18 protein-coding genes are annotated in these 23,178 nt (G+C 64.5%); 15 read left to right on the top strand and 3 right to left on the bottom strand.

Annotated elements, in window-relative coordinates; translation table 11 throughout:
- The first annotated feature begins 25 nt into the window (after nucleotides 1–25).
- The 4 genes from secD (at nucleotide 26) to ABDW57_RS00165 (ending at nucleotide 4,569) form a co-directional block, all read left to right on the top strand.
- Entirely contained in the window at nucleotides 26–1,888 is a 1,863-nt protein-coding gene (gene secD / locus ABDW57_RS00150; RefSeq protein ID WP_343728179.1) for a protein translocase subunit SecD, read from the top strand.
- A gap of 15 nt (nucleotides 1,889–1,903) precedes the next feature.
- Nucleotides 1,904–2,926 carry a protein translocase subunit SecF gene (secF, locus tag ABDW57_RS00155; RefSeq protein ID WP_343728180.1) on the top strand — a complete coding sequence of 341 codons (1,023 nt, stop codon included), beginning with the start codon at nucleotides 1,904–1,906 and terminating at the stop codon, nucleotides 2,924–2,926.
- Between the two features lie 272 nt (nucleotides 2,927–3,198).
- Nucleotides 3,199–3,894, top strand: coding sequence for a YafY family protein (locus ABDW57_RS00160; protein ID WP_343728181.1), 696 nt, complete (start codon nucleotides 3,199–3,201; stop codon nucleotides 3,892–3,894).
- 57 nt (nucleotides 3,895–3,951) lie between these two features.
- Nucleotides 3,952–4,569, top strand: coding sequence for a glutathione S-transferase family protein (locus ABDW57_RS00165; protein WP_343728182.1), 618 nt, complete (start codon nucleotides 3,952–3,954; stop codon nucleotides 4,567–4,569).
- 129 nt (nucleotides 4,570–4,698) lie between these two features.
- Here the strand turns inward: ABDW57_RS00165 and ABDW57_RS00170 are convergent, their stop codons facing one another.
- From ABDW57_RS00170 to ABDW57_RS00180, 3 genes are all read right to left on the bottom strand, one after another.
- Entirely contained in the window at nucleotides 4,699–5,535 is an 837-nt protein-coding gene (locus ABDW57_RS00170; RefSeq protein WP_343728183.1) for an HDOD domain-containing protein, read from the bottom strand.
- A 97-nt stretch (nucleotides 5,536–5,632) separates the two neighbouring features.
- Nucleotides 5,633–5,914 (bottom strand): hypothetical protein, encoded by a 282-nt coding sequence (locus ABDW57_RS00175; protein ID WP_343728184.1) that lies wholly within the window; start codon nucleotides 5,912–5,914, stop codon nucleotides 5,633–5,635.
- An 18-nt stretch (nucleotides 5,915–5,932) separates the two neighbouring features.
- Nucleotides 5,933–6,394 (bottom strand): MarR family transcriptional regulator, encoded by a 462-nt coding sequence (locus ABDW57_RS00180; RefSeq protein WP_343728185.1) that lies wholly within the window; start codon nucleotides 6,392–6,394, stop codon nucleotides 5,933–5,935.
- A 75-nt stretch (nucleotides 6,395–6,469) separates the two neighbouring features.
- Here ABDW57_RS00180 and ABDW57_RS00185 point away from each other — a divergent pair, with 75 nt between their 5' ends.
- From ABDW57_RS00185 to ABDW57_RS00235, 11 genes are all read left to right on the top strand, one after another.
- Nucleotides 6,470–7,363: a DMT family transporter gene (locus ABDW57_RS00185; RefSeq protein ID WP_343728186.1), complete on the top strand. Its 894-nt coding sequence runs from the start codon at nucleotides 6,470–6,472 to the stop codon at nucleotides 7,361–7,363.
- Nucleotides 7,364–7,368: 5 nt separating this feature from the next.
- Complete coding sequence (locus ABDW57_RS00190; protein WP_343728187.1) at nucleotides 7,369–8,322, top strand: helix-turn-helix domain-containing protein; 954 nt, start codon at nucleotides 7,369–7,371, stop codon at nucleotides 8,320–8,322.
- Nucleotides 8,323–8,561: 239 nt separating this feature from the next.
- A complete protein-coding gene (locus tag ABDW57_RS00195; protein WP_343728188.1) occupies nucleotides 8,562–9,806 on the top strand; it encodes an acetylornithine/succinyldiaminopimelate transaminase in 1,245 nt (414 codons plus the stop codon).
- 149 nt (nucleotides 9,807–9,955) lie between these two features.
- Complete coding sequence (locus ABDW57_RS00200; RefSeq protein WP_343728189.1) at nucleotides 9,956–10,993, top strand: arginine N-succinyltransferase; 1,038 nt, start codon at nucleotides 9,956–9,958, stop codon at nucleotides 10,991–10,993.
- A gap of 14 nt (nucleotides 10,994–11,007) precedes the next feature.
- Nucleotides 11,008–12,063 (top strand): arginine N-succinyltransferase, encoded by a 1,056-nt coding sequence (gene astA / locus ABDW57_RS00205; protein WP_343728190.1) that lies wholly within the window; start codon nucleotides 11,008–11,010, stop codon nucleotides 12,061–12,063.
- The gene (gene astD, locus ABDW57_RS00210) at nucleotides 12,056–13,537 is read left to right on the top strand and encodes a succinylglutamate-semialdehyde dehydrogenase (protein ID WP_343728191.1); all 1,482 of its coding nucleotides are present in this window, start codon (nucleotides 12,056–12,058) and stop codon (nucleotides 13,535–13,537) included. Before astA ends, astD begins: the two co-directional genes overlap by 8 nt.
- A gap of 12 nt (nucleotides 13,538–13,549) precedes the next feature.
- Nucleotides 13,550–14,887, top strand: a complete 1,338-nt coding sequence (astB, locus tag ABDW57_RS00215; RefSeq protein WP_343728192.1) for an N-succinylarginine dihydrolase — start codon at nucleotides 13,550–13,552, stop codon at nucleotides 14,885–14,887.
- A gap of 70 nt (nucleotides 14,888–14,957) precedes the next feature.
- On the top strand, nucleotides 14,958–19,661 hold the full coding sequence (locus ABDW57_RS00220; RefSeq protein ID WP_343728193.1) for an NAD-glutamate dehydrogenase domain-containing protein: 4,704 nt from the start codon (nucleotides 14,958–14,960) through the stop codon (nucleotides 19,659–19,661).
- Nucleotides 19,662–19,665: 4 nt separating this feature from the next.
- Nucleotides 19,666–20,700 carry a succinylglutamate desuccinylase gene (locus tag ABDW57_RS00225; protein WP_343728194.1) on the top strand — a complete coding sequence of 345 codons (1,035 nt, stop codon included), beginning with the start codon at nucleotides 19,666–19,668 and terminating at the stop codon, nucleotides 20,698–20,700.
- Nucleotides 20,701–20,792: 92 nt separating this feature from the next.
- On the top strand, nucleotides 20,793–21,308 hold the full coding sequence (locus tag ABDW57_RS00230) for an EF-hand domain-containing protein (RefSeq protein ID WP_343728195.1): 516 nt from the start codon (nucleotides 20,793–20,795) through the stop codon (nucleotides 21,306–21,308).
- A 382-nt stretch (nucleotides 21,309–21,690) separates the two neighbouring features.
- Nucleotides 21,691–23,151: an amino acid permease gene (locus tag ABDW57_RS00235; protein ID WP_343728196.1), complete on the top strand. Its 1,461-nt coding sequence runs from the start codon at nucleotides 21,691–21,693 to the stop codon at nucleotides 23,149–23,151.
- Nucleotides 23,152–23,178: the final 27 nt, after the last annotated feature.

Below are 23,178 nucleotides of genomic sequence, written 5' to 3' on the forward strand. Positions count from 1 at the left end.
CGTCTACACTGAACGTTAGAGCTATATGAATCGTTATCCAGTCTGGAAATATATCCTTATTGTCGTGGCCATCCTGTTGGGCGCGCTGTTCACGGTGCCGAACTTCTTCGGCCAATCGCCGGCAGTGCAGGTCACCAGCGGCAAGTCGACCGTCAAGATGACCGCCGACATGACGGCCAAGGTGGCCGACGTGCTGGCCAAGGCCGGCATTGCCAACAATGGCCTGACCTTTGACGGCAGCGGCAATTACGCCTCGGTGCGGGTGCGCTTCGCCACCCCGGACATTCAGTTCCAGGCCAAGTCGGTGCTGGAAAAAGGCCTGAACGCCGATCCGGAAGATCCGACCTATCTGGTGGCGCTGAACCTGCAGGAAAACACCCCGCAGTGGATGCAGAGCCTGCACGCGCTGCCGATGTACCTCGGCCTCGACTTGCGCGGCGGCGTGCACTTCCTGATGCAGGTGGACAGCAAGGCCGTGCTGGCCAAGCGCATCCAGGGCATCCAGGCGGCCGCGCGCGCTTCGCTGCGCGACAAGAATGTGCGCCACGCCGGCATCGAGCTGGTCGGCAATACCGTGGAAATCAAATTCCGCGACGACGCCACCCGCCAGAAAGCCAAGGATGTGCTGTCCGGCCAGATCGCCGACCTGAACTTCGTTGACGCCGGCGAAGGCAGCGAGCTGAAAACCGTGGTCAGCCTGAAGCCGGCCGCGCTCAAGCAAACCATCGACGATGGCGTGAAGCAGAATATCTCGACCCTGTCCAAGCGCGTGAACGAGCTGGGCGTGGCTGAGCCGGTGATCCAGCAGCAAGGGCCGGACCGCATCGTGGTCCAGTTGCCGGGCGTGCAGGACGTGGCGCGCGCGCGCGCCGTGATCGGCCGCACCGCCACCCTGGAAGTGCGCATGGTGGATGAATCGATCACCCCGGGCACCGAGCTGACCGCGGCGATTCCCTTCAATTCGGAACTGTTCACCGTCGGCAAAGGCGTGCCGGTGGTGCTGCTGAAAGATGTGGTGCTGAGCGGCGAGTACATTTCCAGCGCGGTGGCCAGCTTTGACCAGAACCAGCAGCCGGCCGTGGGCATTGACCTGAACGGCGATGGCGGCCGCCGCATGCGCGACGCCACCCGCGACCGCGTGGGCAAGAAGATGGCCATCGTGCTGAAGGAGAAGGGCAAGCCGGAAGTGCTGTCGGTGGCCACCATCCAGAGCGAGCTGGGCAGCCGTTTCCAGATCACCGGCATGGGCAACGCCGAGAACTCGGCCGAGCTGGCGCTGCTGCTGCGTTCGGGCGCGCTGTCGGCGCCGATGGAAGTGATCGAGGAACGCACCATCGGTCCGGCGCTGGGCGCCGAGAACATCAGCAAGGGCATCCACTCGACGCTGTACGGCTTTGCCGCGATCGCGATCTTCATGATTGCCTACTACATGATCTTTGGCTTCTTCAGCGTGTTTGCGCTGGCGTGCAACCTGCTGTTCCTGCTGGCCATCCTGTCGCAGCTGCAAGTGACCCTGACCCTGCCGGGCATGGCCGCGATCGCGCTGGCGCTCGGTATGGCAATTGACTCGAACGTGCTGATTAACGAGCGTATCCGCGAGGAATTGCGTGCCGGCGCCACGCCGCAGGCGGCGATTGCGGCCGGCTTCGAGCGCGCCTGGGCGACCATTATCGACTCCAACGTCACCACGCTGATCGTCGGTGTGGCGCTGTGGGTGTTCGGTTCCGGTCCGATCCGCGGCTTTGCCGTGGTGCACACGCTGGGTATTCTGACCTCGATGTTCTCCGCCGTGTTTGTCTCGCGCGGCGTGGTCAACCTCTGGTACGGCCGCAAGAAGAAACTGCAATCGATCGCTATTGGTACCGTCTGGGTACCAGGCCAGAAATAACCAGGGGTACTGACGATGGAATTTTTCCGCATTAAAAAAGACATCCCGTTCATGCGCCACGCGCTGGTGTTCAACGTCGTTTCGGCGTTGACCTTCGTCGCGGCCGTGTTCTTCCTGCTGCACCGCGGCCTGCACTTCTCGGTGGAATTCACCGGCGGCACGGTGATGGAGTTGCGCTACCAGCAGGCGGCCAATCTGGAACGGATCCGCCACACGCTGGAAAGCATCGGCTACGAACAGCCTGAAGCGACCGGCTTCGGCACCGCGCACGACGTCATGCTGCGTCTGCCGGTGGTGAAGGGCATCACGCCGAAGGATGCGTCGGCGCAGGTGTTTGACGCGCTGTGCAAAGCTGAAAGCGGCAGCCTGAAGCAGATTGACACCGTGACCGCCAAGGGCGAGCACGTGGTCAAGCAATCGTGCGCCGGCGCCGGCGATGCCGAGCTGGTGTCGCTGCAGAAGGTGGAGTTCGTCGGCCCGCAGGTGGGCGACGAGCTGGCGCAGAATGGCCTGAACGCGCTGGTGATGGTGGTGATCGGCGTGATGATCTACCTGGCCGTGCGCTTCGAGTGGAAGTTTGCAGTGGCGGCGATTATCGCCAACCTGCACGACGTGGTGATCATTCTGGGCTTCTTTGCCTTCTTCCAGTGGGAATTCTCGCTGACGGTGCTGGCCGGTATTCTGGCGGTGCTGGGCTACTCGGTCAATGAGTCGGTGGTGATCTTTGACCGTATCCGCGAAAACTTCCGCAAGCAGCGCAAGGCCTCGGTGCAGGAAGTGATGAACAACGCGATCACCTCGACCATCTCGCGTACCATCATCACCCACGGCTGTACGCAGATGATGGTGCTGTCGATGCTGTTCTTGGGCGGCCCGACCCTGCACTACTTCGCCATGGCGCTGACCATTGGTATTTGCTTCGGTATTTATTCGTCGGTGTTCGTGGCCGCCGCGGTCGCCATGTGGCTGGGCGTGAAGCGCGAAGACCTGATCAAGCCGGTCAAGGAAAAAGACGAAACCGACGGCGCCGTCGTCTGAGTCTGGCGCGTCCCACAGAATCCCTCCCGCGCGGAGGGATTTTTTTTTAGCTATCGCGTGGTCGATATGCATAGGGTTTGCACCTTCTACCAGATGCCTATTTTTGCCTGAAATCGCCTGCAGATTGCCTATTTTTTTAAGCGTCTTTTAGCGGTTTTCCCTCTGGGAGGCGCTCCGACGCTGTTACAAATACAGGCATTGAGCAGGCAATTTCAGGCGAAAATAGGCATCCACTGGAACTGAAGAACACCATCTACACGGGAGACAAGATCATGAGCCGGACCGGCCGCTTATTCATGCTGATGGACGCCATGCGCGGCTATCGCCGTCCCGTCACGGCCGCCAGGCTGGCGGAACAGCTGGGCGTTTCGGAGCGCACCATTTATCGCGATATCCAGACCCTGTCCGGCCTCGGCGCGCCGCTCGAAGGCGAGGCCGGCGTCGGCTATATGCTGAAGACCGGTTTCTTCCTGCCGCCGCTGATGTTTGGTGCGGACGAGCTGGAAGCGCTGGTGCTGGGCGCGCGCTGGGTGCGCCGGCAGGGCGATGAAGCGCTGGCCGCCGCCGCCAGCAATGCCCTGGCCAAGATCGCCGCCGCCACACCGAAAGACTTGCGCGACGACATGGCCGAAACCAGCTTGTGGGTGCCCTTGTGGCAGGACGAGAAAGACGCCAGCGATGTCCACGTGCGCCCGGTGCGCGAGGCGATCCGCTACCAGCACCGCCTGCGCATGTCCTACTGCGATGAGCAGGGCACGGCCTCCGACCGCATCGTCTGGCCGTTCGCGCTGGCCTTCTTTGATAACAAGCGCCTGCTGGCCGCGTGGTGCGAGATGCGCATGGCCTTCCGCCACTTCCGGGTCGACCGCATCGCCGCGGTGGAGTCGCTACAACAACGCTATCCAGCGCGGCGCCACGACCTGCTGAAGACCTGGCGCCAGCAGCACAACATCCGCGAAGACTCCTGACAAAAACTGTCGCAACCCGGTTCTACGATGGAGACATCAACCCACCGGAGATACCAAATGCGACTCTACTACCATCCTGCTTCCACCTGCTCGCGCCGTGTCATGCTGGCTGCCATCCACATGGGCACGCCGCTGGAACTGACTGAAGTAAACCTGATGAGCGAGGAAGACCGCCGCCGGCTGGTCGCGCTCAATCCCAACAGCAAGCTGCCGGTGCTGCAGGACGGCGAGTTCACGCTGTGGGAATCGTGCGCCATCATGCAGTACCTGGCGGACCGCACCCATGGCCAGACCCTGTACCCCGACAACATCATGGCGCGGGCCGACATCAACCGCTGGATGCTGTGGTCGGCCCAGCACTTTGCGCCGGCGCTGGGCGTGCTGGTCTATGAGCACATCTGGAAAGGCCTGATCGGCAATGGCGGCCCGGACCCGACGGAAATCGACCGCGCCAGCCGCCTGATCGCCCAGTTTGCCGGCGTGCTGGAGCAGCATCTGGCCGGCCGCGACTGGATCGTCGGCGAGCAGCTCACGCTGGCCGACTTCGCCACTGCCGCGCCGCTGACCTACATCGGGCAGGCCCGGCTGCCGGTGACCCAGTATCCCAAGCTGATGGCCTGGCTGGCGCGGGTGGCCGAACTGGACGCATGGAAACAGACCGTGCCGGCCTGGTAAATTGCATAAATACCATGCTTATGTGAAGTACCGCACAGAACGCAAGGGCGGGGCGGGGTATTCTGGACGCGTCTCCTCTGGAGGAGATCCCTAGTTTTGGACTTTGCCCGCTGCCCAGCGGGCTTTTTTTTACAGCATCAGCACCGCGTACAGCGATTGCACCTCATCCGCGGACTCGCTCATGATGGCGTGCAGCGTGCCTTCGCCCACCACGAAGTCGATGGTGCGCGCCCCTTGCAAGGTGGTCGCGCCCGGCCGCTGGTGCAGCGGCGAATGCACCGGCGCCAGATCATTGGCCAGCAGCAGGGTGTCGCCCAGCGTCTCCGGCGGCAGCGCACGCAGTCCGATCCACATCGATTCGATCGCCTTGAACACACCCTCCGGCACGCCCAGATGCGCCATCACGCCGCGCCCGATCTCCAGTTCCCCATGCTCGACCCAGTCTTCCGGCTCGCCGTCCATCACTTCGGGAAAGTCGCCGGCGCTGGCCAGCATGTAGAAACCAGCCACCTCGTGCATGATGCCGGCAAACAGCGCGGTATCGGGATCGACGTGGGTAACCCGGCGCGCAATCACCTGCGCCAGTGCCGCCACATGGGCGGTGTGCTCCCATAACTGTTGGATCTTGGCCGCCAGCGACGGCTCGGTCACCTGGCTGCCGATCTGGCGCACGATCACCGCCGCCACCAGCGATTGCAGGGTGCGGATGCCCAGCCGCTGCACCGCCGCGCGCACGCTGGAGATTTCAGTGCCGGAACGGTTGTAGGCCACCGAGTTGGCGATCGCCACGCTGCGCGCAGCCAGCAAGGGATCTGCCTGGATCAGCCTGGCGGCTGCCTCGATGTGGCAGTCAGGATCGTTCAGCGCGTGCTGCAGGCGCAGCGAGGCGTTGACGTTGGCCGGGAACGTGAGTTCTCCCCGGCTCGCCTGAGCAGCAATGGTCTTGAAGGCGTCGAGTCTGTCCATGCTCAAAAATTATACTCAAAATATTGCCTTGCGGCACTTTTTCTGAAAATACTTTTTGCGGCGTGGATTTCACCCAACAGCGCTTGTCAGTGGGCGCTTACTGCTGGCTGAAGATGGCGTCGCAGCCTTCCACCGGTTCATCGGTGTCCTGCAGCTCGTCGACCAGGTCGAGGTCGAACAATTCTTCCACCGCGTTCATGAAGCTGTTGTGGGTGCTGGCGCCGATCAGGCGATAGATTTCACCGTCCTCGTTGCGCACGCCGACGATCAGCGCTTCCTGGCGCACTTCGTCGGCCGGCGCCACGTCCAGCAGCAGGTTACCGATAATGTGTTTGTCGAATTTGGCAGGCTTTTTGCCTTCCAGCAGAGAGGTTTTCAAATCTGTTTCCTTGGTGTTTTAATCGCAGTCATGGGTGGACGGCGTTCCCGTCTGGCCGGCCATGATGACAGTTTTAAGCGCGGACAGGGTTTTTTCAAGCTGCGCGAAGTCGTCCTCGGTGTAACTGGCGAACACTTTGCCGCTTTGCGAAATGACTTCCGGGAACACCGTGCAGAAGGTCTGCTCGCCGGCCTTGGTCAGCTTCACAAAGAAGGAACGCTTGTCGCAGTCATTGCGCTGACGTTCCACCAGCCCTTTTTGCTCCAGCCGCTCGATCACCCCGGTGAGGGTGCCCTTGGTGATCAGCGTCTTGTCGCCCAGCTCCTTGTAGGACATGCCGGGCGTGTTGCCCAGCGTGGCGATGATGTCGAACTGGGCGTGCGTCAAACCGCTCCGGCGCACGTACTCGCCGGAGAGCCGTTCATAGCCCTGCATGCACTCGGCCAGCAGCCGGATGCTTTTCAAGAATCGTTCACCCATAGGACGTGATTATAGCCGCTTCGCATCGCGCTTTCCGGCGGGTACACTATGCGGACTCTGACGATAATAACAACCATGCCTGTACACCTGCGCGGCATTGCCGCATTGCTGCTCGTGACCCTGGTCTGGGGCACGACCTTTCCTGCGATGAAGAACATGACCGGCTACCTGTCGGCCAGCTGGATCGTGCTGTGCCGCTTTGCGCTGGCCAGCGTGCTGCTGTTGCCCTTTCTGTGGGGCGTGCGCTGGCGCGACCTGCGCTGGGGCATCCTGGCCGGCGTGGTGTTGTTCCTGTGCTACGTGTTTCAGATCGAGGGGCTGGCGCTGACCAGCTCCAACCGCAATGCCTTCATCTGCGGCCTCAACGTGCTGGTGCCGCCGTTGCTGGGCGTGCTGCTGGGCGCCAGGCTGGAGCGGCGTATCGTGGTCGCCCTGTGCCTGTCGGTGGCCGGTCTGTTCGCGCTGTGCTGGGAAGGCAGCTTCAGCTGGGGACGCGGCGACACCCTGGCGCTGCTGTGCGCGCTGTTCTTTGGCGTCTACATCAAGCTGATGGAATCGCTCACGCGCAAGGTGGACAAGCTGATGGCGCTGACCGCCTCGCAGATCCTGACGGTGGCCGTGTGCGCGGCGCTGTGGTTGCTGATGACCGAGCTGCCGCAGGATGTGCCGGCCTACGCCGCCTACATCCGCAAGGGACTGGAGATGTACAGCCTCAACCTGATTTACCTGGGCGTGATCGCCACCGCCGCCATCATCTCGCTGCAAACCTGGGGGCAGAGCCACAGCAGCGCCAACGAGGCGGCCGTGATCTATGCTTTCGAGCCGGGCTGCGCCGCCATCTTTGCCTACCTCTGGCTGGGCGAGACGCTGGCATGGAGCGGCTTGCTCGGCGCGGCACTGTTGATCTCCGGTATGATAGTGAGCCAATGGAGTACCGAGCGTCCCGCCACGGTCCTGGCGCCGGAGTAGCCCCGATGTCTTTCGATACCCTGTCCAGTCTCGCCCGGCAGCAGCCCCTGCGCCTGCTGCTGGTCAACGCCGGCGAGGCGGACGCCATCACCTGGGCCGGGCTGGTGCAGCCGCTGCGCCTGGCCGCCGCCGCGCTCGGCCGCGACGTGCTGCAGCTGGACACCATGACGCCGGCCCAACTGATGCTGGCCCAGCCGGGCTGGCCGCATTTACCTCACCATCTGGCCCTGCTGGTGGCCGACGAGCAGCAGGCCGCGCTGCCGCCCGAGCAGACGCGCGCCGTGATCGAACGCTGCCGCACGGCCGACTACTGGGGCGGGGTCGGCGCCGGCGTGCTGTGGCTGGCCAAAGCCGGCCTGATGGCGGGCGTGCGCATCGCCCTGCCGTGGGCGCTGTACGCCGACACCGAAGACATCACCGAGCGCGCCATCCTGACGCCCCATCTGTTCGAACTGGACGGCCGCCACCTCAGCTGCTGCGGCGGCGCCGCCTCGATCGACTTTGCGCTGACCCTGATCGAGCACCTGTTCGGCGCCGGCGCCCAGGCCAACGTCAAGGAAACCCTGTGCGTGGAACGCGTGCGCGGCCCGGAAGAGCGCCAGCGGGTGGCGCTGCAGGCGCGCTTTGGCGCCTTGCAGCCGCGCCTGTCGGAAGCGGTGACGCTGATGGAAACCAATATCGAGGAACCGCTCTCCACCGACGACATCGCCAACCTGGTCGGCTTGTCGCGCCGCCAGCTGGAGCGCCTGTTCAAGCAATACCTGGGCAGCCTGCCCTCGCGCTACTACCTGGAGCTGCGCCTGCAGCGGGCGCGCCAGCTGTTGCTGGAGACCAATCACTCGATCGTGCAGGTGGGGCTGATGTGCGGCTTCTCGTCCGGCTCGCACTTCTCCACCGCCTTTGGCGCCCTGTTCGGCAACACCCCGCGCGAGGAACGCCAGCGCAAATTACAGTCCTAACTCCGGGGTCAGGTCCGCCATTTCTACACGAGCACAGCAGTAGGCGCGCCTACTGCTGTGCTCGTGTAGAAATGGCGGACCTGACCCCGGAGTTGCAAATTGCAGTCCTGATAAGTTTACTTTGCGGCCAAAAGTAAAAATTCTTGTCGCCATTTGAAAAGAACTTTAGCATCCCCGCTTTTACAATGGGTCCACGCGGCGCTGTGCCGCGCATGACCCACATCTTGATAGGGAATGCCATGAATGCCAAAGTAGATACGACCGCCCTCAACCGTCCTGTGACCCGTCAGACTTTTGACGAGGTACTGGTGCCGACTTATGCACCGGCAGCGATGGTGCCGGTCCGCGGCGCGGGCCTGGACCTGTGGGACCAGGCCGGCAAACACTACCTGGACTTCACCTCCGGCATCGCCGTGGCCGCGCTGGGCCACTGCCACCCGATCGTGGTGGAAGCGCTGACCCGTCAGGCCAACACCCTGTGGCACCTCGGTAACGGCTACACCAACGAGCCGGTGCTGCGCCTGGCGCTGGCCCTGACCGAAGCCACCTTTGCCGACCGCGCCTTCTTCTGCAACTCCGGCGCCGAAGCCAACGAAGCCGCCCTCAAGCTGGCGCGCAAGCACGCGCACGCCAAATTCGGTCCGCACAAATCGCGCATCATCTCGTGCTACCAGTCGTTCCACGGCCGCACCCTGTTTACCGTGTCGGTCGGCGGCCAGTCGAAATACACCGAAGGCTTCGAGCCGCTGCCGCCGATGATCAACCACATCATCTACAACGACATCGAATCGGCGCGCGCCGCCATCGACGATGACGTCTGCGCCGTGATCGTGGAGCCGCTGCAGGGCGAGGGTGGTGTGGTGCCTGGCAATAAGGCCTTCCTGCAAGAACTGCGCGACCTGTGCACCAGGACCGGCGCCCTGCTGATCTTTGACGAAGTGCAGTCCGGCATGGGCCGCACCGGCGAGCTGTTCCACTACATGAGCTACGGCATCACCCCCGACATCCTGACCTCGGCCAAGGCGCTGGGCAACGGCTTCCCGGTGGCCGCCATGCTGACCACCCACGAACTGGCCGCCACCCTGGGCGTCGGCTCGCACGGCACCACCTACGGCGGCAACCCGATGGCCGCCACCGTGGCGCTGACCGTGCTGGAAACCATCAACCAGCCGGCCTTCCTGGCGCGCGTGAAAGAGGCCGGCGCCAAGCTGCGCGCCACCATGGAAAAACTGATCGGCGACTACCCGCAGGTGTTCCGCGAAGTGCGCGGCGCCGGCCTGTTGCTGGGCCTGGTGGTGGCGGACGCCTGGACCGGCCGCTCCAAGGATATCCAGAAAGCCGCGGAAGCCAACGGCATGATGGTGCTGATCGCCGGCATGGACGTGGTACGCCTGGCGCCGGCGCTGATCGTCTCGGACCAGCAGATCGCTGAAGCCGACCGCATCCTGCGCCTGTCGCTGGACGGCCTGCTGAAAGCAGCCTGAGGCATCAACCCGTCATTCCGGCGCAAGCCGGAATCCATACGCCCTTTCCGAAGCCGGGCACGCAACATGGATTCCGGCCTTCGCCGGAATGACATTCTGGCGCCCGGCTTGTCGCGCGGGCGTGCATGCATTCACAGTAAGGAGTTCTCATGTATGTAGTCCGTCCGGTTGAACTTGCGGATATTGCAGCCCTGGAAGCGCTGGCCGCGGTGCCCATGCCGGGAGTGCATACCCTGCCCAAGACGCGCGAGAAAATCCGCGCCATGGTCGAACTGTCGATCGCCTCGTTCGCCGCGCACGTCGACATCCCGAGCGAAGAGGGCTACCTGCTGGTGCTGGAGTCGCCCGCCACCGGCGCCATCGTCGGCACCGCCGCCATGTTTGCCGCGGCCGGCTCCAACGGCACCTACTTCTCCTTCCGCAACGACGTCATCCAGCAGGTCTCGCGCGACCTCAACATCAGCCACAGCGTGCACGCGCTGACCCTGTGCTCCGAACTGACCGGCTACTCGCAGCTGTCGTCGTTCTACGTCGGTGAGCGCGAACACGGCACGCCGGAAGCGGCGCTGCTGTCGCGCGCGCGCCTGATGTTTGCCGTGCTGGCGCCGCACCGCTTCTCGGACCGCTTCTTCGTGCCGCTGGCCGGCGTGACCGACAGCGAAGGCGGTTCGCCGTTCTGGGACGCGCTGGGCCGCAAATTCTTCAAGATGGATTTCCTCGACGCCGAGCGCACCATCGGCGGCGCCCGCAACCGCACCCTGATCGTCGAGCTGATGCCGCACTACCCGGTCTACGTGCCGCTGCTGCCGGGCGACGCCCAGGCGGCCATGGGCCAGATCCATCCCTCGGGCGAACTGGCGTTCAATCTGCTGACCGCCGAAGGCTTCGAAGCCGACGACTACATCGACATCTTCGACGGCGGCCCGATCCTGCAGGCACACAAGAATTCGCTGCGCACCTTCACCGGCGCGCTGCAACGCCGCGCTGCCACCTCGGTGGAGCAGCCGGACCGCGGCCGCGAGCCGCAGCTGCGCTACGCCGTGTCGTCCGGCTCGGAGCACGACTTCCGCGCCGTGATCACCCATTGCCCGGCGCTGGAATCGCAACTCAGCGTGGCGCTGTCCGCAGAGGTGCAGGAAGCGCTCAAGGTCGCCGAAGGCGACACCGTCATCTGCGTCAGAATATAAAAACGAGAATACCTATGCTAGTTGTACGCGCAATCCAAGCCGAAGACCTCGACGCCCTGTACGTCATGGCCACGCAAGTGGGCAGCGGCATGACCACGCTCAAGCCGGACATGAAGATGATGGGCGACCGCCTCAACATCGCCGTCGCCTCGTTTGCCGAAACCATCGCGCCCGAACAGCGCGACTACATGTTCGTGATGGAGGACACCGACAGCGGCCGCCTGGCCGGCGTGTGCGCCATCAAGGGCTCGGTGGGCCTGACCGAACCGTTCTACAACTACCGCATCGGCACCCTGGTGCACTCCAGCCGCGAGCTGAATGTGTTCACCCGCATGGACACCCTCTACCTGTCGAACGACCTGACCGGCAGCACCGAACTGTGCTCGCTGTTCCTGCACCCCGACTACCGCAGCGGCAACAACGGCAAGCTGCTGTCCAAGAGCCGCTTCCTGTTCATCGCCCAGTTCCCGCACCTGTTCACCGAAAAGCTGATCGCGGAAATGCGCGGCTACCAGGAGGAGAGCGGCCGTTCGCCGTTCTACGAAGGGCTGGGCCGCCATTTCTTCAAGATGGACTTCGACCACGTCGATGCCCTCACCGCAGTCGGCAAGAAGTCCTTCATTGCGGAACTGATGCCGCGCCAGCCGCTGTACGTCGACTACCTGCCGCAGGACGCGCAGGACGTGATCGGCAAGGTGCACACCTCCACCGCGCCGGCGCGCCGCCTGCTGGAGCAGGAGGGCATGTACTTCGAAGGCTATGTCGACATCTTCGACGCCGGCCCGGTGCTGCAGGCGCGCGTGTCCGAACTGCGCGCCATGCGTGACAGCGCGCTGGCCGAAATCGGCCTGACCACCGACTGGGATTCCGCCTGCGCGCCGGAGAGCGCGGCGGCCGAGCCCATGCTGGTCTCCAACACCAACATGAAAGACTTCCGCATGATCCTGTCGCAGGCGGTGCCGGTCAACGGCGCCATCGCCCTGCCGGAGGCGGAGCAGAAGCTCCTGCACTGCCGCACCGGCGACACCGTGCGCACCCTGACTCTCAATCCGAGGAAGAACAATGGCTAATTCAGTGGCAAACATCAGTAACTTCATCAACGGCGAATGGCTGCACGGCAGCGGCGCCGAACTGGTCACCATCAACCCGGCCACCGGCAAGCAAACCTGGAGCAGCAAGGAATCCACCGCGCAGGACGTGGCGCAAGCCACCACCGCCGCCCGCGCCGCGTTTGACGCCTGGGCCCTGACGCCGCTAGCGCAGCGCATCGCCGTCTGCACCCGCTTCCGCGATCTGCTCAAGCAGGACGCCGAGGAGCTGGCGCTGCTGATCTCCGAAGAAGTCGGCAAGCCGCTGTGGGAGGCGCGCACCGAAGTCACCACCATGGCCAACAAGATCGACATCTCGGTGCAGGCCTACGATGCGCGCACCGGCGAAACCCACAACAAGGTGGCCGATGGCGAAGCCGTGCTGCGCCACCGTCCGCACGGCGTGTTTGGCGTGTTCGGTCCTTACAACTTCCCCGGCCACCTGCCCAACGGCCATATCGTGCCGGCCCTGATCGCCGGTAACACCCTGGTGTTCAAGCCCAGCGAATACGCGCCGCGCACCGCCATCAAGACCGTGCAGCTGTGGGAGAAGGCCGGCCTGCCCTACGGCGTGCTCAATCTGGTCAACGGCGGCCGCGACACCGGCATCGCGCTGGGCCAGAGCAAGCTGCTGGACGGCGTGCTGTTCACCGGCAGCTGCCAGACCGGCACCGCGCTGCACAAACAATTCGGCGGCCAGCCGGGCAAGATGCTGGCGCTGGAAATGGGCGGCAACAACCCGCTCGTCATCTGGGACGCCAAGGAAATCGACGCCGCCGTGTTCATGGCGGTTTCGTCGGCCTTCATCTCGGCCGGCCAGCGCTGCACCTGCGCGCGCCGCCTGATCCTGCCGGCCGGCGCGGCCGGCGACGCCATCGTCGCGCGTCTGATCGACGTCGCCAGCCGCCTGACCATCGGCGCCGCCGACGCCGAACCGGCGCCGTTCATGGGCCCGGTGGTGTCGGCCGCCGTCGCCAGGCGCCTGGTGCAGGCGCAGGCCGACATGGTCGCGCGCGGCGGCAAGCTGCTGCTGGAGATGAAACACCTGGACGCCAACACCGGCTTCGTCTCGGCCGGCATCGTCGACGTCACCGACGCCAAGGGCATTCCGGACGAAGAGTGGTTCGGCCCTCTGCTGCAGATCATCCGCGTGGCCGACTTCGACGCCGCCATCGACGCCGCCAACAACACCGCCTTCGGCCTGGCCTCGGCGCTGATCTCCAACGACGAAAAACTGTGGCAGATTTTCCAGGTGCGCGCCCGCGCCGGCATCGTCAACTGGAACCGTCCGACCACCGGCGCCGCCAGCAGCGCGCCGTTCGGCGGCGTTGGCCAGTCGGGCAACCACCGCCCCAGCGCCTACTACGCGGCCGACTACTGCGCCTATCCGGTCGCATCGATTGAAAACCCGGTCCTCGAAATGCCTGCGAAGCTGTCGCCGGGCATGCACTTCTAAAAGGTAGCTTCAATGTCCGCACGCGAATTCAATTTCGACGGCCTGGTTGGCCCATCGCACAACTACGCCGGCCTGTCGTTCGGTAACGTGGCCTCGTTCAACAACGTCAAAAGCGCATCCAATCCCAAACTGGCCGCGCTGCAAGGCCTGGCCAAGATGCGCGCGCTGGCCGCGCGCGGCTTCGGCCAGGCGCTGCTGCCGCCGCAGGACCGGCCCAACTTCCGCCTGCTGCGCAGCGTCGGCTTCAGCGGCAGCGATGCCGAGGTGCTGGCCAAGGCGGCCAAGGAATCGCCGGTGATTCTGGCGTGTGCCTATTCGGCCTCGCCGATGTGGACCGCGAATGCTGCGACGGTCAGCCCGTCGCCCGACAGCGCCGACGGCCGCCTGCACTTCACTGCCGCCAATCTGAACAACAAACTGCACCGTGCCTTTGAGCACGCGCAGTCGACCCGCGCGCTGCGCGCCATCTTCAAGGACGATCAGCACTTTGCCGTGCATGACGCGCTGCCTGGCACGCCGGCCTTTGGCGATGAAGGCGCGGCCAACCACACCCGTTTGTGCAAGGACCACGGCAGCGCCGGCGTCGAAATGTTCGTCTACGGCCGCACCGAGTTTGATGCCTCCGCTTCGGCGCCGAAAAAGTACCCGGCACGCCAGACGCTGGAAGCCTCGCAAGCGGTGGCGCGCCTGCACGGCCTGTCGGCCGGGCGCACGGTCTACATCCAGCAGAATCCCGACGTCATCGATCAAGGCGTGTTCCATAACGACGTGATCGCGGTAGGTAACGCCAATGCCCTGTTCTACCACGAGCAGGCATTCGCCGACGAAGCAGGCGCGCTCGATCAGCTGCGCCGCGCACTCGCCGGCGTGGGCGCGGACCTGAACGCGATCCGTGTCGATACCGCCAGGGTGCCGGTGGCCGACGCGGTTGCCAGCTATCTGTTCAATAGCCAGCTGCTGAGCAAGGCCGATGGCAAGATGGCGCTGGTGATTCCGCACGAATGCCAGGAAGTCGCTTCTGTGGCCTCGTATCTGCAAGACCTGGTGGCCGGCGGCAGCGTGATCGACGAACTGATTCACTTCGATCTGCGCCAGTCGATGCGCAACGGCGGCGGCCCTGCATGCCTGCGCTTGCGCGTGGCCCTGACCGACGCCGAAGCGGCCGCCATGCACCAGGGCGTGGTCATGACCGAGACGCTGTACCATACGCTGGTGGCGTGGGTGGAAAAACACTACCGTGACCGCCTGGAGCCGGCCGATCTGGCGGACCCGCAACTGGCAATTGAAGTGCATAATGCGCTGGAGGCGCTGAGCCACATACTCGGACTCCCCGGACTGTACGACTACTAAGGCAGCGCAGCCACAAGCCGGCGCGGCCTTCTGCAACACAAGATACCTATAACGTATTTGGAGAAGCAAGATGAAACAAATGCCACAAGACCTGCGTCAGCAAACGCTGGATCTGGTCAACGCAAACAAGCCCGCCACCGAAGTCGCTGCACTGGTCAGCGCCTGGCTCGGCTCCCTGGATGACGAAGACCTGGCGGGCACCGCGCCCGATAGTCTGGCCCCGGTGTTGTGGGATGGTTTCACCCAAGCTTCCAGGCGCAGCGGCAGTGGCGCGCAAATCGCCACCCTGCGCTACGACGATGGCCGCGGCGGCAAGGCCACCGCGCTGCTGATCCTCAACGACGACATGCCGTATCTGGTGGACTCGATCGTGATGGCGATGCGCAAACTGCGCGTCACCGCCAACGGCGTGCTGAATGCCGTGCTGCCGGTCAGCCGCAACGCCGACGGCGTGGTCACCGCGGTCGGCGCGAGCGGCGCCAAGCTGGAATCGTATGTGCTGGTGCTGCTGTCGGAAGATCTGCCGCAGGCCGAACTGGGCGTGCTGGTCGAGCGCATTGTGATGGTCTCGCGCGACGCCGCCGTGGTGCGCCGCGACCGTGCCGCCATGCTGGAGCACTTCAGCCGCATCGGCGCCGAAGCCGCATCGCATAACGAAGAAGGCAAGGAAGTCGCCGCCTTCCTGGAGTGGGCCCGGACCGAAGGCTTCGAGCCGTTCGGCTACGCCTACTACGCCGTCAAGCCTGGCGTGCGCGAGCTGGAACGCGACATCCCCAGCCGCATCGGCGTGCTGCAGGACACCTCGCATCCGGTGTACGGCACCTGCCTGGCCAACATTCCGGGCGACTTTGATACCTTGTCCAAGCGCGGCCACACCCTGTCCATCGTCAAGGCGGACGTGGAAGGCACGCTGCACCGCGACCAGCAGCTGGACTTCATCGGCATCCGCCACACCGACGCCCAAGGCGCCATCCTCGGTGAATACTGCTTCGTCGGCCTGTTCACCCGCGCCGCCACTGCCACCCCGCTGAACCGCCTGCCGTTCGCGCGCGGCCGCGTGGCGCGCGTGCTGAGCATCGCCGGCGTGCGCCAGGAAGGCTTCCGCGCCGAGAAATTCGTCGAGATCCTTGAATCGCTGCCGCGCACCGAAGCGCTGGAAGCGGAGCCGGAATGGCTGGCCGAAGTGTGCGGCGCCGTGGTCTCGCTGTACAAGCAGCCGCGCGCCAAAGTGTTCGCCCGCCGCGACGTCTACGCGCGCCACCTGAACGTGCTGGTCTACCTGCCGCGCGAGCGTTACAGCGCAAGCGTCGCTTCCGCGCTGGCGAAAGCGCTGCAGGCCAGCTCCGGCGCCCACCACGTCAGCTCGCAGACACTGGTGGCCGACGGCCCGCTGGCGCGCGTGTACCTGATCGCGCATGGCGCGCGCTACCCGCTGGACCTGGAAACCGACATCCAGCAGCCGCTGTTGTCGGTGCTGGACGGCTGGCATGACCAGTTCTCCGTGCTGGCCGACGCCGTGGCCGACGTGCCGCTGCGCGCCAGTCTGCGCAAGATGTGCGCCACGCTGCCGCCCGATTACGTCGCCGCCACCACGCCGTCCGCCGCCTTCCACGACCTGGGCGCCATCCTGCGCAACCCGGACCCTGCGCGCGTCAACGTGCGCGTGGACGCCGACAACGGCCACACCACCATCCGCCTGTACTCGGTGGACCGCGTGCCATCGTTGTCGACCATCCTGCCGGCGCTGCACAACGCCGGCGTGGCGATCGACCGCGAGCAGGCCCACTCGCTGCGCGTGAACGGCGAGCGTCATTACGTCACCAGCCTGGCGGTGGATGCCGCCAGCGCGGCCAAGCTGGCCAAGGCCGAAATCGTGCCGGTGGCGGAAGAGCTGTTCGCCGCCCTGTTCAACAACGAAGCCGAAGACGGCCGCCTGAATGGCCTGGTGATCGAAGGCGGCCTGAGTGTGCGCGAAGTGCAGCTGGTGCGCGCCTACATGAGCTACTGGCGCCAGACCGGCACCAACTTCTCGGTGCGCTACATGGCCGAAACGCTGCGCACGCAACCGGCGCTGGTCAAGGAACTGGTGGACGCCTTCCTGCAGCGCTTCGACCCAGCGCTGGACGACGCCACGCGCGCCGCCTCGCTGGACAAGCTGGCCGACATCAAGAGCCGCCTGCCGGCCATCAACCACGCCGACAGCGAAGCAGTGCTGGGCGCCATGGCGACCCTGATCGGCGCCACCCTGCGCACCAACTACTTCCAGAACAACCAGCAGGGCGACAAGATCATTTTCAAATTCGACACCAGCAATCTGTCGCTGGTGCCGGAGCCGCGTCCGTTCCGCGAAATCTTCGTGTTCTCGCGCCGCTTCGAGGGCGTGCACCTGCGCGGCGGCCCGGTCGCGCGCGGCGGCTTGCGCTGGTCGGACCGCATGGAAGACTACCGCACCGAGGTGCTGGGCCTGGTGAAAGCGCAGATGGTGAAGAACGCCGTTATCGTGCCGGCCGGCGCCAAGGGCGGCTTTGTCTGCAAGCAGATGCCGAAAGACGCCGTGCGCGAGACCATCGCGGCGGAAGGCGAAGCAGTCTACCGCCTGTTCATTTCCAGCCTGCTGGAAGTGACCGATAACCGCGTGCTGGGCAAGATCGTTTCGCCAACCGACACCGTCTGCTACGACGGCAACGACCCGTACCTGGTGGTGGCGGCCGACAAGGGCACCGCCACCTTCTCCGACATCGCCAACAGCATCGCCGTGCAGCGCGGCTTCTGGCTGGGCGACGCGTTTGCGTCGGGCGGCTCCAACGGCTACGACCACAAGAAGATGGGCATCACCGCCAAGGGCGCGTTTGAAGCGGTCAAGCGCCACTTCTACGAAATGGACCACGACATCCACGCGCAGCCTGTGACCATGGTTGGCGTCGGCGACATGTCGGGCGACGTGTTCGGCAACGGCGCGCTGTTGTCGCGCAAATTGAAAATTGTGGCCGCCTTCGACCACCGCCACATCTTCCTCGATCCGAATCCGGACATGGAAGTATCGTTCAAGGAGCGCGAGCGCATGTTCGCGCTGCCGCGCTCCTCGTGGGACGACTACAACAAGGAGCTGATCTCGAAAGGCGGCGGCGTGTTCCCGCGCAGCGCGCGCTCGATCGAACTGTCGCCGGAAATCCGGGCCGTGCTGGATATCGAGGAAACCGCGCTGACGCCGGAAGAACTGATGCACCGCATCCTGCTGGCCCCTGTGGACCTGTTCTACAACGGCGGCATCGGCACCTACATCAAGGCGTCCACCGAAACCCACGCGCAAGTGAAGGACCGCGCCAACGACAACATCCGCGTCAACGGCAACGAGCTGCGCTGCAAGGTGGTGACCGAAGGCGGCAACCTCGGTGCGACGCAGGCCGGCCGTATCGAGTTTGCGCTGTCCGGTGGCCGCATCTTCACCGATGCGATCGACAACTCGGCCGGCGTGGACTGCTCGGACCATGAAGTGAACGCGAAGATGTGGCTGGACGTGGAAATGAACGCCGGCCAGCTGAGCGAGGCAGACCGCAACCGCATCCTGAACGAGATGACGCAGGATATCGAACGCCTGGTCCTGCGCGACAACACGCTGCAAACGCAGCTGCTGGTGCGCGAGCTGCAGGCGCAGGGCGACGCCGCCGTGCAGGATGGCTATGCCGCGCTGATCGCGTCACTGGAAGAAGAGGGCGCGCTGTCGCGTGAACTGGAGCAGTTGCCGTCGGTGGCTGAACTGGCGCGCCGCAAGGCCGACGGCCGCGGCCTGACCACGCCGGAACTGGCGGTGGTGATCGCCAACGTCAAGAACCGCTACAAGCGCATCCTGTCGGCGTTGCCGCTGACGGACCACAGCTGGGCCGAGTCGGTGCTCAAGCCCTACTTCCCGGATCTGCTGGTGGCCACCCGTCCAGCGCTGGCGCACCCGCTGGCGAACGCCATCCTGGCCACCGTGCTGGCCAACGAATCGGTCAACCGTTGCGGTCCGCTGATGCTGCGCCAGCTGGCCGGCGAGCATGGCGTGGATGAAGCGGACGTGATCCTGGCGTGGGGCCAGGCATGGTCGGCGCTGAACCTGGCGCCGGTGTTCAACGCACTGGATGCGGATGCGCTGAAGGTGCCGCGCGCGGTCTCGATCAAGGTCGATGCGCACACCCGCGTGCTGCAAAAAGCCGTCATTGAAGGCGCGCTGTCGGTGCCTGCCGATCAGCTGCGCAACGGGGTCGCCGAGTTGACGCGCCTGTTCGCCAATCCGGAAACGCTGGCGCAGCTGACGCCTGTCAGCGGCCAGTCGGAAGCCGAGCTGACCACCGGCCTGCGTCCGGAGTTTGTGCGTGCCTGGATGGCGGTCGATGCGATCGAGGCGGTGGCGGCGTTTGTGTTTGCGGCGCTGTCGGTGCAGCGTCCTGCCGGCATGGACTTGCCGGCCTTCCTGCAGGTCGGCCTGGCGCTGCGCGCACAAGTTGGCATCGATACGCTGGAACGCGGCCTGAAACTGCCGGCCACCAGCCGTTCGCAGGAACAGCTGCGCAGCTACGCGCAAAACGCGCTGCGCCGCACCCAGCAACGCCTGCTGTCGCAGGTGCTGAAGCATGCGACCGGCAATCACTCGGCGGTGGAGGCAGTGGAAGTCGTCGCCAACACCCTGGGCTTGTCGGGCTATGCGCCGGCCTCGGATCTGGAGCAGGCCATGCTGGATGTGTGGGCCTTGTCGGAGGCGGTCAACGCCAGCACCATGGCATTGGCGGCGTAACACGATGAGCGATTTGCCAGCAGCGTTGCCGCCTGCGGTCCGAGCCCTCGCGGAAGCGGATTTCAGCGCCATCGCGCCGCGCTTCATGGCCGCCGGCTTCACGGTTGCGGAGCCGGCGGACGGCATCATCACGATCCGCGCCGCCGACGGCGTGGCGCAGGCCGGTGCGGCCATCGCCGGTGCGCGTGGCGCCGCCCGGCCGGCGGTGCTGATCTCGGTCGGCGTGCACGGCGACGAGACCGGCCCGATCGAAGTGGTGGCCTATCTGCTGGACGCCTTGTCGCATCAGGCCTCCGCGCTGGCGGTGGACCTGATGCTCTGCGTCGGCAACATCGGCGCCATCCGCGCCGGGAAGCGCTTCATCGATGCGGACCTGAACCGCATGTTCCGCGAACAGCGCGGCACGCTGGAGGGCACGGCGGAAGCGGCGCGCGCCGACGTGATGATCGCGGCTACCACCGCCTTCTTCAGGGACGCCGGTCCGCTGCGCTGGCACCTCGACCTGCACACCGCCATCCGTCCATCGGTGTATCCAACCTTCGCCATCGTGCCGGAGCTGATACCCGATGAACCGCGCGGCGCCCTGATCGACTGGCTGGGACTGGCGGGCATCGGCGCCATCATCATGAATCCGGCCTCGGTGGGAACGTATAGCTACTACTCGGCCGAACATCACGCGGCGGCCGGCACCACGATAGAACTGGGCCGCATCGGCACGCTGGGGCAGAACGACCTGGCGCAATTCGCCGATGCGTCGCAGGCGCTGGACGATCTGCTGCGCGGCGCACCCCAGCGTGCGGGCACGCAGCGTCCGCACATCTTCAACACCGCGCGCCAGATCATCAAGTTGAGCGACCAGTTCCAGATGGCGTTCGGCAAAGAGACGCACAACTTCACCGCCATGAAACAAGGTGAGGAGATCGCACGCGATGGCGACACGATTTACACCGTGCAGTTCCCCGAGGAGCTGGTGGTGTTCCCGAATCCCGATGTGCGGGTGGGGTTGCGCGCCGGCCTGATGGTGGTGCGGGTCGGCTGATCTTTACCCGCCTTTACACTTTGCGGGGTCATAGATACATGGATTAGTTCGTTAACAGGAGCAGCATTGTCCTTAACTACGGAGTAAGAGCCATGACCGCAATCAGCAGCATTTCCAACAGCAGCACCAGCGCCGCCACCTTTGACCCATCGAAAGGCGCGGCGCGTTTCGCCTCCAAAGTCTTCAAAGACATGGATGCCGACACCGACGGCAAAGTCAGCAAAGACGAATTCGTCAAAGGGCTGGAATCCAAAGGCGTCTCGGCCGACGACGCGACCAGGCAATACGAGGCGATCGACAAGGAAGGCACCGGCTCGATCACGAAAGACGACCTCGAATCGGCCATCAAGAGCGGCGACTTCAAACCCCCACGTCCGCAAGGCGGCGCAGAGGGCGCGCAAGGCGGCGGCGCTGCGCGCGCTGCGGGCGGTGGCGGCACGGTCAGCGCCGGCAGTTCGACTAAAACCTACGAAGCCGCCGACAAAAACCAAGACGGCACCGTCACCCAGCAAGAGCAACTGGTCTACGACATGGCCCAAGCCGCCAAGTCCGCCGCTGCCTCCACCAGCGCCGACAAGCTCGGCACCAACATCGACGCCCTGGCTTGAGATGGAAAAGCGGCAGCGCGTCTGGCTGCCGCTTGCTACAGGATCAGGCGCGGACGATCAGGGCAGTCACAGTGATGGCCAGACCGACCAGTACCATGGCGGCGCCGGTCACGGCGGCGGGATGGAAGCGGCGGGAGACGGTCGGGATTTTTTTGATCGGCATGGCTGGCTCTCTTTCTTGGCTCTGGAGTAACACTTAACACAAGAGTAACCTGCGCCCGGTTTCCAATCTATACATGCCGCTGTATCAAAAGTAAGCACATGTAACGCCAGGGCGAAAGGGGTTGTATTTCTGGCACAAAATACCTGTAGGGGCCGCGCACCGGTAGGCCCTATAATCGCTGTGTTTTTGCCTGAATATAGACTCCCACAAGGATTGCCTGTGAACCAAACGCTGGTCCAGAAACTGACCCGTACCAAGCCGGTCGACAATAAAAACACCGAACAAGCTCCAGGCAGCAGTAACAGTCTGCACCGCTCCATAGGCCTGTTTCCCCTGACGATGATCGGCGTCGGCGCCACCATCGGCACCGGTATCTTCTTCACCATGGTCGAAGCCGTACCCAAGGCTGGCCCGTCGGTGATCCTGTCCTTCCTGATCGCTGCGATTACCGCCGGCCTGACCGCGCTGTGCTATGCCGAACTGTCGTTCCGCATTCCCGCCTCCGGCTCCTCGTATTCGTTTGCCTACGCCACCGTGGGCGAGTTCCTGGCCTTCATCATGGCCGCCTGTCTGCTGCTGGAATACGGCCTGGCCGCCAGCGCCACCGCCATCGGCTGGTCGGATTATCTGAACAACTTCCTCAACAACGCCTTTGGCTGGCACATCCCCGAGCTGCTGCGCTCGCCGATGATCGTCTCCACCGCGCACGGCATCGAGATTCATGGCGGCCACATCAACCTGCCGCCGATCATCCTGGTTTGCCTGTGCTGTCTGCTGCTGGTGCGCGGCGCCAAGGAATCGGCCACCACCAATGCCATCATGGTGCTGGTCAAGCTGGCGATCCTGATCTTCTTCGTGGTGATTGCCTTCAGCGGGTTTGACATCAACAACTTCCATCCATTCTTCAGCCCGGACGGCGGCGTGCATTACACCGGCATGGCTGGCGTGACGGCGGCGGCGGCCACCGTGTTCTTCTCCTTCATTGGCCTGGACACGGTGGCCACCGCCGGCGAAGAAGTGCGCAACCCGACCCGCAACGTGCCGATCGGCATTCTGGCCGCGCTCGGCATCGTGACTTTGTTCTACATGCTGGTGGCGGTAGCCGCCATGGGCGCGCAGCCGGCCTCGAAGTTCGCCGGCCAGGAAGCCGGCCTTGCCGTGATCCTGCAAAACGTCACCGGCCAGACCTGGCCGGCGCTGGTGCTGGCGGCGGGCGCGGTGATCTCGGTATTCAGCGTGACCCTGGTGACCATCTACGGCCAGACCCGCATCCTGTACGCCATCGCCAAGGACGGCCTGATTTCGAAGTCGTTCCAGAAGGTCAGCCCGCGCACGGGCTCGCCGGTGCAAAACACCCTGATCGTCTGCATCGTGGTCGGTCTGGTGGCCGGCTTCGTGGACGCCACCTTCCTGTGGGACATGGTCAGCATGGGCACGCTGACCGCCTTCATCGTGGTGTCGCTGGCGGTGCCGGTGATGCGCCGCAAGGAAGGCGTGTCGGCGGTGAAGGGCTTCCGCGTGCCGGGCGGTCCTTACCTTGTGCCGGGCCTGAGTATTGCGGCTTGCCTGTATCTGATGTTTGGGCTGTCGATGACGACCTACACCGTGTTTGTCATCTGGATGAGCGCGGCGATCCTGACCTACTTCCTGTACGGGATGCGCCACTCCCGACTCAACTAAAAAAGCCCCGGCCGCTTGCGCGTGCCG

It is taken from the genome of Duganella sp., from assembly GCF_039595735.1.
Lineage (GTDB): Bacteria > Pseudomonadota > Gammaproteobacteria > Burkholderiales > Burkholderiaceae_D > Rugamonas.